Source organism: Streptomyces resistomycificus, from assembly GCF_001514265.1.
GTDB lineage: Bacteria > Actinomycetota > Actinomycetes > Streptomycetales > Streptomycetaceae > Streptomyces > Streptomyces resistomycificus.
This window is the reverse complement of sequence record NZ_KQ948997.1, coordinates 189,506-202,123: the sequence shown is the minus strand read 5'-3', so window position 1 is coordinate 202,123 and position 12,618 is coordinate 189,506. Positions and strand designations below refer to the sequence as shown.

Annotated in this window: 12 protein-coding genes; 4 read left to right on the top strand and 8 right to left on the bottom strand. The window is 71.9% G+C overall.

Annotation, left to right across the window (positions count from 1 at the left end):
* Positions 1–38: 38 nt before the first annotated feature.
* Complete coding sequence (locus tag AQJ84_RS28485) at positions 39–305, top strand: DUF6343 family protein (protein WP_030039498.1); 267 nt, start codon at positions 39–41, stop codon at positions 303–305.
* 9 nt (positions 306–314) lie between these two features.
* On the opposite strand, the gene AQJ84_RS28480 is transcribed toward AQJ84_RS28485, so the two are convergent.
* The 4 genes from AQJ84_RS28480 to rpsA form a co-directional block, all read right to left on the bottom strand.
* Positions 315–695 (bottom strand): tetratricopeptide repeat protein, encoded by a 381-nt coding sequence (locus AQJ84_RS28480; RefSeq protein ID WP_030039497.1) that lies wholly within the window; start codon positions 693–695, stop codon positions 315–317.
* Positions 696–744: 49 nt separating this feature from the next.
* Positions 745–1,374: a dephospho-CoA kinase gene (coaE, locus tag AQJ84_RS28475; protein ID WP_030039495.1), complete on the bottom strand. Its 630-nt coding sequence runs from the start codon at positions 1,372–1,374 to the stop codon at positions 745–747.
* A gap of 55 nt (positions 1,375–1,429) precedes the next feature.
* Positions 1,430–2,368, bottom strand: a complete 939-nt coding sequence (locus AQJ84_RS28470; RefSeq protein WP_030039494.1) for a PAC2 family protein — start codon at positions 2,366–2,368, stop codon at positions 1,430–1,432.
* A 199-nt stretch (positions 2,369–2,567) separates the two neighbouring features.
* Positions 2,568–4,073, bottom strand: coding sequence for a 30S ribosomal protein S1 (rpsA, locus tag AQJ84_RS28465; protein ID WP_053192478.1), 1,506 nt, complete (start codon positions 4,071–4,073; stop codon positions 2,568–2,570).
* Positions 4,074–4,432: 359 nt separating this feature from the next.
* On the opposite strand from rpsA, the gene AQJ84_RS28460 reads away from it, so the two are divergent.
* Positions 4,433–5,263, top strand: coding sequence for a class I SAM-dependent methyltransferase (locus AQJ84_RS28460; RefSeq protein ID WP_078631748.1), 831 nt, complete (start codon positions 4,433–4,435; stop codon positions 5,261–5,263).
* Positions 5,264–5,312: 49 nt separating this feature from the next.
* The gene (gene hrpB, locus AQJ84_RS28455) at positions 5,313–7,859 is read left to right on the top strand and encodes an ATP-dependent helicase HrpB (protein ID WP_053192476.1); all 2,547 of its coding nucleotides are present in this window, start codon (positions 5,313–5,315) and stop codon (positions 7,857–7,859) included.
* Here hrpB and AQJ84_RS28450 read toward each other — a convergent pair.
* From AQJ84_RS28450 to AQJ84_RS28445, 3 genes are all read right to left on the bottom strand, one after another.
* Positions 7,849–8,841: a DUF3068 domain-containing protein gene (locus AQJ84_RS28450; RefSeq protein WP_030039491.1), complete on the bottom strand. Its 993-nt coding sequence runs from the start codon at positions 8,839–8,841 to the stop codon at positions 7,849–7,851. The genes hrpB and AQJ84_RS28450 overlap by 11 nt on opposite strands.
* 21 nt (positions 8,842–8,862) lie before the next feature.
* Entirely contained in the window at positions 8,863–8,997 is a 135-nt protein-coding gene (locus AQJ84_RS42565; RefSeq protein WP_107082795.1) for an SPW_0924 family protein, read from the bottom strand.
* A 168-nt stretch (positions 8,998–9,165) separates the two neighbouring features.
* Positions 9,166–10,977, bottom strand: coding sequence for a lytic transglycosylase domain-containing protein (locus tag AQJ84_RS28445; protein ID WP_053192474.1), 1,812 nt, complete (start codon positions 10,975–10,977; stop codon positions 9,166–9,168).
* Positions 10,978–11,263: 286 nt separating this feature from the next.
* On the opposite strand from AQJ84_RS28445, the gene AQJ84_RS28440 reads away from it, so the two are divergent.
* A complete protein-coding gene (locus AQJ84_RS28440; protein ID WP_053192472.1) occupies positions 11,264–12,115 on the top strand; it encodes a DUF4184 family protein in 852 nt (283 codons plus the stop codon).
* Here AQJ84_RS28440 and AQJ84_RS28435 read toward each other — a convergent pair.
* Positions 12,039–12,596: a hypothetical protein gene (locus tag AQJ84_RS28435; RefSeq protein ID WP_030039489.1), complete on the bottom strand. Its 558-nt coding sequence runs from the start codon at positions 12,594–12,596 to the stop codon at positions 12,039–12,041. The two genes, AQJ84_RS28440 and AQJ84_RS28435, sit on opposite strands and share 77 nt — an antisense overlap.
* Positions 12,597–12,618 lie beyond the last annotated feature (22 nt).

The window sequence follows — 12,618 nt, the reverse complement described above, 5'->3', positions numbered from 1 at the left end:
CTGTGCAGGGTACTTACCGAAGAGGAGTAGTGATCTCGATGCGTACGGGCAGTGAACCGAGGACAGCGCGCAGTGCTCTGCGGGTGCGGTTCTGGCTGAGCGTGTGGGGGCTGGTCTGGGCGATCTTCGGGACGGTGGCCTTCGCGCTCGCCGGACGACCGGGGTGGGCGATCGCCTGCGGCGTGCTGTGGCTGGTCGTCACCGTCGACATGATGATGATCCTCAGGCACATCCGCCAGGGCCCGCACTACCAGCCGGGCCGCGACATCCCGCCCTACCGGCCCCCGGAGAACCCTCCCCCGTAGGCGGCCGGCTCACGAGTCGAAGCGTGCCGCCTCCAGGTACTGCGGGTTCGGGTCCAGCGCGGCCGCCAGGCGGAAGTGGCGTCGGGCCTGGTCGGGGCGGGCCTGGCGCTCGTAGGTCCGGGCGAGCGCGAAGTGCGCGAACGCGTTGTCCGGCTCACGCTCCAGGACGATGGTGAACTCCAGCTCGGCGGGGCGCAGTTGCGCGGCCGCGAAGAACGCGCGGGCGCGCAGCAGCCGGGCGGCGGTGTTCTCCGGGTGGGCGGCGATGACGGCGTCGAGCAGCTTCACCGCGCCCCGCGGGTCCCGTGCGGCGAGCAGTTGCTCGGCGGCACGGAAGTCGATGACATGCGTCTCCGGAGTACGTCCGGTCGAACCGCTGGTCTCGGGCACGGCAGAGTCCTTCCCTCACTGGGACGGTTCAACGCCCGGGCGGGGCCCGCTATTCCTGGGGCGGGCGGGACGAGACCCCGTGCGCGTGGGCTCTGTGCACGAGGTCCGCCCACACGTCCCGGACGCGTCGCTCCAGGTCCGGCAGCGGTACGTCGTTGTCGATGACGATGTCCGCGATCCGCAGGCGCTCGTCGCGGGTCGCCTGGGCGGCCATGCGGGCGCGGGCGTCGGCCTCGGTCATGCCGCGCAGGGTGACCAGGCGGTCGAGCTGGGTCTCGGGGGCGGCGTCTACGACCACCACGACGTCGTACAGCGGGGCGAGGCCGTTCTCCGTGAGGAGCGGGACGTCATGGACGACGACGGCGTCCCCGGCGGCGGCCGATTCGAGTTCCCGGGAGCGGGCGCCCACCAGGGGGTGCACGATCGAGTTGAGGACGGCGAGCTTCTCGGGGTCGGCGAAGACGATCGAGCCCAGCCTGGGGCGGTCCAGGGAGCCGTCGGCGCCGAGCACCGCCGCGCCGAACGCGTCGACGACCGCGGCGAGCCCGGGCGTGCCCGGTGCGACCACCTCGCGGGCGATCCGGTCCGCGTCGACCAGCACGGCACCGCACGCGACGAGCAGTCGCGACACTTCACTCTTGCCGGCACCGATGCCGCCGGTCAGGCCCACCTTCAGCATGAGCCGAAGCTTAGGGCCTGGCACCGACAGCGCACCCGGCGGGAGGCGGGAGGGCTCAGCCCTCGCCCTCCCGTTCCGCGAGGAACCGCTCGAACTCGAGGCCGATCTCGTCCGCCGAGGGGATGTCGACGGGCTCGGCGATCATGTTGCCGCGTGTCTCGGCGCCCGCGGCCGCGTCGTACTGGTGCTCCAGACCCTGCACGAGCGCGACCAGGTCCTCGTCGCCCTCCCGGATCTGGCGCTCGATCTCGGTCTGCGTGCGGTGGGCCTCCGTGCGCAGCGCGTGCGCGATGCCGGGCAGCACCAGCCCGGTGGCCGCCGTGATGGACTCCAGGGCCGTCAGCGCCGCGTCCGGGTACGGCGAGCGGGCGATGTAGTGCGGCACGTGTGCGGCGACGCCCAGGACGTCGTGGCCGGCCTCCATGAGGCGGTACTCGACCAGGGCCTCGGCGCTGCCGGGCACCTGGGCCTCGTCGAAGGGGCTGCGGTGGCCCGGGACGAGGTCGTGGCGGTTGCCGTGCGGGGTGAGGCCCACCGGGCGGGTGTGCGGGACGCCCATGGGAATGCCGTGGAAGTTGACCGACAGACGCACGCCGAGACGCTCCACGACCTGCTGGACCGCGGCGGCGAAGCGCTCCCACTCGACGTCGGGTTCGGGACCCGACAGCAGCAGGAAGGGCGCTCCGGTGGCGTCCTGGACGAGCCGCACCTCGATGGTGGGCTCCTCGTACTCGACCCAGCGGTCGCGCTTGAACGTCAGCAACGGGCGGCGGGCGCGGTAGTCCACGAGCCGGTCGTGGTCGAAGCGGGCGACGACCTGGTGGGGCAGCGAGTCGAGGACCCGGTCGACGATCTGGTCGCCGGTCTCGCCCGCGTCGATGTATCCGTCGAAGTGGTAGAGCATGACAAGACCGGCCGACTCCTGGGCGAGCGCCATGTCGACAACGGCGAGGCCCTTCGGCTCCCATGCGTACAAACCCTGCGGATCAAGCACTGTGACCGCTCCTCCTCGTGTTCGTACTGCACAACGCGGCGCAGAGGATGGGCATTCCCGCCCACAGCCCTGATCAGGCATGTCTTACGGCCTTTTCATGGACGGGTGCGCTGCGTCACCGGCCCTGGGTCGCACACGGCTGAGGGCCCGTACCTCGAAAGGTACGGGCCCTCAGTCAGGAGCTATCGCTCAGCGGGCGTCAGCTCTGCCCACCGGCCAGCTTCTCGCGAAGCGCGGCAAGCGCCTCGTCCGAGGCCAGCGCGCCGGAGTTGTCCGCACCCTCGGAGGAGTACGAACCGCCGCCACCACTGCCACCGGCAGCGGCCGGGGCAGCAGCCTCGCCACCCTCGGCGGCAGCGGCCTCGTCGGCCTCGCGGGACTTGATGACCTGAGCCTGGTGCTGCTCGAAGCGCGTCTGCGCCTCGGCGTACTGGTTCTCCCACACCTCACGCTGGGACTCGTAGCCCTCGAGCCAGTCGTTGGTCTCGGGGTCGAAGCCCTCGGGGTAGATGTAGTTGCCCTGGTCGTCGTACGACGCGGCCATGCCGTACAGGGTCGGGTCGAACTCCACCGAGGCCGGGTCGGAACCGAAGGACTCGTTGGCCTGCTTCAGCGAGAGGCTGATGCGACGGCGCTCGAGGTCGATGTCGATGACCTTGACGAAGATCTCGTCGTTGACCTGGACGACCTGCTCCGGGATCTCCACGTGGCGCTCGGCCAGCTCGGAGATGTGGACCAGGCCCTCGATGCCCTCGTCGACGCGCACGAACGCACCGAAGGGAACGAGCTTGGTGACCTTACCCGGGACGACCTGACCGATCTGGTGGGTCCGGGCGAACTGCTGCCACGGGTCTTCCTGCGTCGCCTTGAGCGAGAGGGAGACGCGCTCGCGGTCCATGTCGACGTCGAGAACCTCGACGGTGACTTCCTGGCCGACCTCGACAACCTCGGAGGGGTGGTCGATGTGCTTCCAGGAGAGCTCCGAGACGTGCACGAGACCGTCGACGCCACCCAGGTCCACGAAGGCACCGAAGTTGACGATCGAGGAGACGACGCCGGAACGGACCTGACCCTTCTGGAGGGTGGTGAGGAACGTCTGGCGGACCTCGGACTGGGTCTGCTCCAGCCAGGCACGGCGGGACAGGACCACGTTGTTGCGGTTCTTGTCCAGCTCGATGATCTTGGCCTCGAGCTCCTTGCCCACGTAGGGCTGGAGGTCGCGGACGCGGCGCATCTCGACGAGGGAAGCCGGCAGGAAGCCACGGAGGCCGATGTCGAGGATGAGACCACCCTTGACGACCTCGATGACGGTACCGGTGACGATGCCGTCCTCTTCCTTGATCTTCTCGATGGTGCCCCAGGCGCGCTCGTACTGGGCACGCTTCTTCGAGAGGATCAGGCGGCCTTCCTTGTCCTCCTTCTGGAGAACAAGGGCCTCGATCTCGTCGCCGACCTTGACGACCTCGTTCGGGTCGACGTCGTGCTTGATCGAGAGCTCGCGGCTCGGGATGACACCTTCGGTCTTGTAACCGATGTCGAGCAGGACCTCGTCCCGGTCGACCTTCACGATGACGCCGTCGACGATGTCGCCGTCGTTGAAGTACTTGATCGTCTCGTCGATCGCGGCGAGGAAGGCTTCCTCGTTACCGATGTCGTTGACCGCTACCTGCGGGGTGGTTGCGGTGGTCTCGGTGCTGCTCGTCATGTGGGAAAGGGCTCCGGTACGGACGGTGAGTCGTAGGTACTGCTTACGCCGGGAGCCCGTTTCGCTCTGCAGAAGGCCGGACAGCCAAGGAAGCGCCTCACCTGAAATCGGTGATGCGCCTCGACAACCGAGGGGACATACATACAGATGCGAGCGCGACCTGCTACGTCTGAGGTGCGCAGGCCCGCAGCGCAACTTGTAGCATACGGGGGCAGCCGGGCAGGGTCAATGCGCGAAGGCGCACACCCGGGGCGGATCGCCGCATACCCGGCACAAAACCTGTCTCACGAGGCCACGCGGGCCCGAAAAGGCGCCCGGAGTGACGCGCGCCGCGACGAGTCGCACCGAAGAGCCCGCACATTAATACGAGGGAGCCGATCATCCAAGAGCCCGAAGCGCCCGAACCGGAAGCGACCCGGCGGGCGGCCGACGTCACGGAGAGTTCCCGGGCCAACCGGGGCTGGTGGGACCGCAACGCGGACGAGTACCAGGTCGAGCACGGCACGTTCCTCGGGGACGACCGGTTCGTGTGGAGTCCCGAGGGACTCGACGAGGTGGAGGCCGAGCTGCTCGGCCCGCCCGAGGACCTGAAGGGCAAGGACGTCCTGGAGATCGGCGCCGGCGCGGCCCAGTGCGCGCGCTGGCTGGCCGCGCAGGGGGCCCGTCCGGTCGCCCTGGACCTCTCCCACCGCCAGCTCCAGCACGCGCTGCGCATCGGCGGTCCGTTCCCCCTGGTGTGCGCCGACGCCGGGGCGCTGCCCTTCGCGGACGGCTCCTTCGACCTGGCCTGCTCGGCGTACGGCGCGCTGCCCTTCGTCGCCGACCCGGTGCTGGTCCTGAGGGAGGTGCGCCGGGTGCTGCGCCCGGGCGGCCGTTTCGTGTTCTCCGTGACGCACCCGATCCGCTGGGCCTTCCCCGACGAGCCGGGCCCCGAGGGCCTGACCGTCTCCGCCTCGTACTTCGACCGCACGCCGTACGTGGAGCAGGACGACGAGGGCCGCGCGGTGTACGTCGAGCACCACCGCACGCTCGGCGACCGGGTGCGCGACGTGGTGGCCGGGGGCTTCCGTCTGGTGAACCTGGTCGAGCCGGAGTGGCCGGCCTGGAACACCGCCGAGTGGGGCGGCTGGTCTCCGCTGCGCGGCAACCTGATCCCCGGTACGGCGATCTTCGTGTGCGAACGGGACTGAAAGCCCGCGCGCGTGGAGGCCGCTTCCGCGCGCGTACGACACTGGGGGCGTGATCCGTTACGACGCTCTGGACGCCCTGCCCGTACGCGGTGCCCTGCCCGGTCTGGACGACGCTCTGAAGGGGCACGGCACCGCGGTGCTCGTCGCGCCGCCCGGCACCGGCAAGACGACCCTCGTACCGCTTGCCCTGGCGGGACTGCTGGGCGAGGGGCCCGCGCGGCGGGTGGTCGTGGCCGAGCCACGCAGGATCGCCGCCCGGGCCGCCGCACGGCGGATGGCGTGGCTGCTGGGCGAGAAGGTCGGCGACAGCGTCGGCTACACCGTGCGTGGAGAACGGGTCGTGGGACGGCACGCGCGCGTGGAGGTCGTCACGACCGGTGTGCTGTTGCAGCGGTTGCAGCGCGACCAGGAGCTGGCCGGGGTCGACGTGGTGGTCCTCGACGAGTGCCATGAGCGGCATCTGGACGCGGACACGGCGGCGGCGTTCCTCTGGGACGTGAGGGAGACGCTGCGGCCGGAGCTGCGGCTGGTGGCGGCGTCCGCCACCACCGACGCCGACGGGTGGGCGCGGCTGCTGGGCGGGGCCCCGGTGGTCGAGGCGACGGGAGCGGCGTTTCCGGTGGAGGTGGTGTGGGCGCCGCCGACGCGTCCCGTACGGCCGCCGCACGGGATGCGTGTCGATCCCGCACTGCTCACGCATGTGGCGTCGGTGGTGCGGCGGGCGCTGGCCGAGCGGGCCGGGGACGTGCTGTGCTTCCTGCCGGGGGTCGGCGAGATCGCGCGGGTCGCCGGGCAGCTGGGCGCTCTCGGCGAGGTGGATGTGCTCCAGGTGCACGGGCGGGCGCCCGCGGCCGTGCAGGACGCGGTGCTGGCTCCCGCGGCGCGGCGCCGGGTGGTGCTGGCGACCTCGGTGGCGGAGTCGTCGCTGACCGTTCCCGGTGTGCGGGTCGTCGTCGACTCGGGTCTGGCCCGGGAGCCTCGGGTGGACCACGCGCGCGGGCTGAGCGCGCTGACCACGGTCCGGGCCTCGCAGGCGGCGGGGCGGCAGCGGGCGGGGCGGGCCGGGCGCGAGGCTCCGGGGGCGGTGTACCGGTGCTGGGCCGAGGTCGAGGACGCCCGGCTGCCGCGTTTCCCGGCTCCGGAGATCAAGGTGGCCGACCTGACGGCGTTCGCCCTGCAGGCTGCCTGCTGGGGCGATCCGGGGGCCGCCGGGCTCGCGCTGCTGGATCCGCCGCCAGGTGGGGCCATGGCGGCGGCCCGGGACGTACTGACGGCGATCGGGGCGGTCGACTCCGCCGGAAGGGCCACGGAACGGGGCCTGCGGCTGGCGCGGTTGGGGCTGCATCCCCGACTGGGACGGGCGTTGCTGGACTCCGCCGCGGTGGTGGGCGGTGAGCGGGCCGCCGAGGTGGTCGCGCTGCTGAGCGAGGAGCCACCCCGGGAGTACGGGGATGATCTGGCGGCGGCCCTGCGGACCGCTCGGCGCGGGGGTGACGCCTACGCCGGCCGGTGGCGTGCCGAGGTACGGAGGCTGCGGGCCGCCGCGACCGGGTTCTCCCACCCGCCTGCCCGGGACTCTCTTCCGGGGCGGACCGACGTCGGAGGTCGGCCTGGGGACACCGGTGAGGACGGCCGTGTCGGGCTCGTCGCCGCTCTGGCGTTTCCGGAGCGCGTCGCCCGGGCCGATGGCGGCTCCTTTCTGATGGTCTCCGGGACCCGCGCCGAGGTCGGTGACGGGTCCGGTCTGCGGGGCGCCCCCTGGATCGCCGTCGCGGTCGCCGACCGTCCCGTCGGCAAGGGCCACGCGCGCGTGCGGCTGGCGGCGGTGGTGGACGAGGAGGTCGCCCGGACGGCCGCCCGTGCCTTCGTCGACGAACGCGACGAGGTCCACTGGGCCGACGGCGACGTCGTCGCCCGCCGGGTCGAGCGGCTGGGGGCCGTCGAGTTGGCGACGCGGCCGCTCAAGAAGGCCGACACCGGTCTCGTACGGGAGGCGCTGCTCGAAGGGCTGCGGCAGGAGGGGCTCGGGCTGCTGCGCTGGTCGCCCGAGGCCGTCGTCCTGCGCCGGCGGCTCGCCTTTCTGCGTCTGCACGTCGGGGAACCGTGGCCCGACGTCGGCGACGACGCTCTGTACGCGCGCGTGGACGAGTGGCTGGAGCCCGAGCTGGGACGGGCGCGGAGGCGGGCCGACCTCGCGCGGATCGATGCCGGGGAGGGGCTCGGCCGGCTGCTTCCCTGGGCCTCAGGCGAGGCCGGGCGGCTGGACGAGCTGGCGCCCGAGCGGATCGCGGTGCCGAGCGGCTCGCGGATCAGGATCGACTACGGCAATCCCGAACAGCCCGTCCTCGCCGTGAAGTTGCAGGAGCTGTTCGGCCTGCAGGAGTCACCGCGGGTCGCCGGGGTGCCGCTGCTCGTCCACCTCCTCTCCCCCGCCGGGCGACCCGCCGCCGTCACCGCCGACCTGGCCTCCTTCTGGAAGGACGGCTACAAGGGCGTACGGGCGGAGCTGCGCGGCCGGTACCCGAAGCACCCGTGGCCCGAGGACCCGGCCGCGGCGGAGCCGACACGCCACACCAACGCGCGGCTCAGGCGGTGACGGGTTCCGGCTTCGAGGTGTCCGCCGGGGCCGGGCCCGCCCCGCGGCGGCCACGGGCCTCCAGGTACAGCGACAGGGCCAGCAACAGCAGGCCCAGGACCAGGAAGCCCCACGGCAGGTACGAGGTCATCAGCAGGACCAGGGTGCGGTTGGACTTGACCAGGTCCACCGTGTGTTCGATGTAGTCCTCGCGCATCTTCACGTGCCCGGCGAAGGCCGTCACCTTCTCGCGGCCGCCGAGGAGGGTGCCGCCGCGCAGCTCCTCCTTGTGGATCTCCTCGCCGTAGACGGGGGCGCCGGTGAGGGGTTCGACCCAGAACTTGCGGACCGTGGTGTACCAGCGGGTGGTGCCGGTCCTGGCGACGGACTCGGGGGTGATTCCGGCGACGGGCATGGTCTTGGGGAAGGGCACCTTGGTCCAGGGGATGGTCTGCTCGAAGTAGTAGACCTCGACGCCCCGGAAGTCCTGGGTGCCCTCGTAGTGGATGGGCGCGGTGACGCGTGCCTGCGCGTCGAAGTACTCGTAGTCCCGTTTCTCCGTGAGGAAGGGCCACTTGAACTCGATGCCCTCCCGTTTCACGGGGTCGCCGTCGACCATCTCGCCGGTGGCGTGGACGGGCTCCTGGGTGTGGGCGTCGAAGATGTACCGCTCGGGGATCTTGGAGACCATCTTGCCGTCGGGGCCCTGCACGTAGGACAGGCCGTCCCAGACCACGACGTCCCGGCCCGCCGTCCTCTCGATCCTCTCGGAGGCCTCCACGTTGCCCTTGAGGGTCTGTACGACGGTGACCTTGGGGACCTTTTCGGCCTTCATCGTGCCGTAGTCGAGGAGGGTGGCGTCCTTCGCCTCCAGGACCATGTCCTGGTACTGGCCGGCGGGGATCTTGGCCAGGCGCGGGAAGGCGTACCAGCGCAGCAGGGGGGACAGCGCCGCGAAGAACACGGCGAGGGCGAGCAGGGCGAGACTGGTCTTGCGGCGCATCTCGGTCTCCGTCCCTGGCGGTTACGGGTGTGCGGGCACGGTCGTCAGCAGCGGCTTCGGGGACGTGCCGCCGCTCGGGGTGCCCATGGCCGTGATCGTGAATACCAGGACGAGCGCGACGGCTAGACCGGTCGCGGCGGCGATCAGGGCGCGCATGCCTGCCTCCGGGCGATCTGGAGCTGATACATCGTCAGGTCCGGCACCGTAGCAACGGGCGGGTGAGATGAGAACACGTTGCACACACAACGACGGCGCCCCCTCGGTGAAGGGGCGCCGTCGTCGTCGTTCGTCGCGCTCGGCGGGCTCGCCGCGTCCGCCGACGGGCTATGCCGAAGGGCTGGGCGAGGGACTGGCCGACGTGTCGGCCGACGGGCTCGGGGACGACGTGTCGGCCGACGGGCTCGGGGACGACGTGTCGGCCGACGGGCTCGGGGACGACGTGTCGGCCGACGGGCTCGGGGACGACGTCTCGGCCGCCGCCACGGTCAGTTGGACGTTCAGCGCCGCGCCGCCCGCGGTCTCGATGCGGAGCATGAAGGTGCCGGTGGTGTCGTCGGCGTACAGCTTCGGCAGCTTCAGGACGCCGTTGGCGTCCGTCTCCAGGCCGGTCAGGGTGCGCACGGTCTTGCCGTCCGCGTCCTTGAAGTAGGGGCCGTTCTCTGCCTGCGTGGGGTCGAGCGCCGACTTGATCAGGGTGGCGGTGGCGGCCACCTTGTCCGCGACCGCGCCCTTGTAGGTCGCCTTCACCTCGACCTGGTCGGCGAACTCGCCGCCCGGGGTGCAGGTCAGCGCGGTGTCGCTGGTGCGGGTGAGGACGTCGGCGGCGCGCTCGGAGACGGTCGCCTTGTAGTCGAGGCCGGTGACGGAGCGGCCCACGACGGTCACCCGCACGGTGAAGTCACCGGTCTTCTCACCGGCCTTCAGCGCGGGCGCCACGGCCACACCGGTGCTGTTGGTGACGACCGTGGCGACGTTCTCGCCGCCGGTGAAGGTGGCGTCGGTGGCGCCGACGATCGTGAAACGCAACCGGACCTTGGCGACGGCCACGCCGGCCTTGGTCTCGGCCCGGGCGCTGACCTTCTCGGTGAAGGCGTCGCCCGCCTGTGCGGTGAGGGCTGCGGTGCCCGCGTCCTCCAGGTGGTGGACCGTGTCGGTGGGGGTCTGGGGCTTGGCGGGCGGCGTGCTCGGCGGGGTCGTCGCGGGCGGCTTCGGGGTGGGCGAGCCCTTGCCCGGGTCCGGCTTCTGGGTCCCGGAACCGGGCGTGTGGGAGGCCGGGGGCGAGGGCTGGGGGCTCACCGTGTCGTAGTCGTCGCTGCGGCTGTCGGGCAGCGAGCCGGTGCCGTCCGGGATCTCGTGGGTGCCCTTGCGGTAGTAGTCCAGCCACGACAGGACCGTGTTCAGGTAGTCCTGCGAGTGGTTGTAGCTGAGGATCGCGCGGTCGAGGTCGGCCTGGGTGGACAGGTCCCAGCCGAAGCGGCACAGGTAGTGGCCGGCCGCCAGCGCGGCGTCGTAGATGTTGTTGGGGTCCTTCTTGCCGTCGGCGTTGCCGTCACGGCCGGCCCACTCCCACGTGGAGGGGATGAACTGCATGGGGCCGACAGCCTGGTCGTACGCGCTGTTGCCGTCGTACGCGCCGTTGTCGGTGTCCTTGATGAGCGCGAAGCCGTTGCCGTCGAGCTGCGGGCCGAGGATCGGGGAGGTGGTGGTGCCGTCCGCGCTGACGGCGCCGCCGCGGGCCTGGCCCGACTCGACCTTGCCGATCGCGGCGAGGAGCTGCCAGGGCAGGTTGCAGCCGGGCTTGGCCGACTGGAGTTCGGACGCGGCCTTCTTGTAGGCGTCCAGGACGGTGGCGGGGATGCCCGACTCGGTAGGCCCCTTGGAGACGGGCGTGCCGATGGTCGGTGAGGGGTTCGGGCTGTTCAGCGGCGGCAGGTCCGTGTAATAGGGCGAGTTGCCGGTCGCGCCGCCGGCGGCGGCGTCGGGCGCGGTGTCGGCGCCGGTGGTGACCGGTCTGCCGCTCTGGTCGCCGGCCATCGCACCCGGCCCCTGGGAGGCGGACAGAGCCGCGACCGCGAGCGCGGCCACGGCGGTGGTTGCCGCACCCTTGCGCAGCCTCCTGCCGAATTGCGCCGCCATAGAGTGAACCCCTCCCGTGGACGCCCGAGCGCCCGTCCCTGTCCGTCTGTCACACACGGCCGTTCGCGGCCGTGCTCGATCTGTTGTGACGATCGACCCGCCCCAAGGGTTGCCCCCTGCGGCGAGGTTCATGTCCTGTTCGCCCGTCCGACCTCGCTCCCCGGCGCGGTGACCCAGGCGACCCTACGACAACTTCCTTTCCTCGGGCACCCGTTCGTGCCCGATTTTCACCGGTTGGCCATATGGCATCGTGACGTGCCCGGTCACTCGTATCCAAGGAGCCCCGTTGCCGTTCACCCTCAGCCATGCGGCAGCCGTGCTGCCCGCCGTGCGCACCGACGGAACCGGCCGGGGCCGACTGGTGCCGGCCGCGCTCGTGGCGGGTTCGTTCGCGCCCGACATGACCTACTACGCGGCGAGTGTCCTGTCCGGGGCCATGGAGTTCGGCGAGTTCACCCACTCTTTCCCGGGCGTCTTCACTCTCGACGTGCTGGTCGCCTGGGGGCTGGTCGGACTGTGGCTGCTGGTGCGCGAGCCGCTGGTGGCACTGTTGCCACCGGCCCGGCAGCGGAGGGTGGCCACGCTGTCGCGCTGCGGGGCGCCACGCGCGCGCGTACGGCCCGTCTCGGTGGTGTGGTGGTACGTGTCCGCCGCGCTCGGGGCCCTGACCCACGTCGTGTGGGACGCGTTCACACATCTCGACCGGTGGGGGATGCGCGTGTTTCCCGTCCTGGGCGAGAAGGTGGCGGGTTCCCCTTTGTACTGGTACCTGCAGTACGGCGGTTCCGCGGTGGCCGCGGTAGTGATCGCCGTGTTCGTCGGGTACGCGCTGCGGCGGGTGCCCGCGGCCGGTCCGGTGGGGGTTCCCGCGCTGTCGGCACGGGACCGGTGGTGGGCCGCTGCCGTGATCGGCGGGTGCGCGGCGGTCGCGGCGGTACAGCGGGCGACGCGGTGGTGGGAGTACTGGGGGTCCACCGCGAAGCCGTGGGAGCTGATCCCGACGCTGTGTTTCGGCGCGGGCGCGGGCCTGGTCCTGGGGGTCGTGCTGTACGCCGTGGGGGTCAGGGTGTGGCGTCCGGCTCCGGTCCCCGCCGGTTCGGGCGTGGGTGACGCGGAGCGTCGGTCGGCCACTCGCTGACCGCCGTGAACACCGTGAACGTGGGCAGCCGACGGGTCCGGGGCAGCAGGGTGAGGGCGAGAGCCAGGTAGCCGCGGCCCAGTTCGGCCCACAGCCCCCACCCGGGCGCCTCGCGCTCCTGTCGTACGGCCTCCCGGTCGCGGCGCTCGAACCGGCGCCGGGTGCCTGCGGCGGCTTGGCGCACGGCTGTCGCGAGGCCGGCGGGGCCGCGGGCGGCGCCGGTGGCGGTGGCGGTGGCGCCACGACGGAGGGCTGCGGCCAGGTCGGCGGGAGCGGTGACGGTCGCTCTGGCTCGGGCTCTGGCTGAGGCCGTGACTGTGGCCGTGGACCGACGTATGGCCGTTGCCAGGTCCGTGGGGATGCGGGCGGTGCTTGCGGCGGGCGCGAAGCCGGGGACCGACGGCGGGGGCGGTGCAGGCGGGGCCGTGTCGGCGTGCGCCTGTGCGGGGGCCGTCCGGCGGTGGAGCGTGCGTATACCCATGGCCGCATCCTTACGGGCGCGG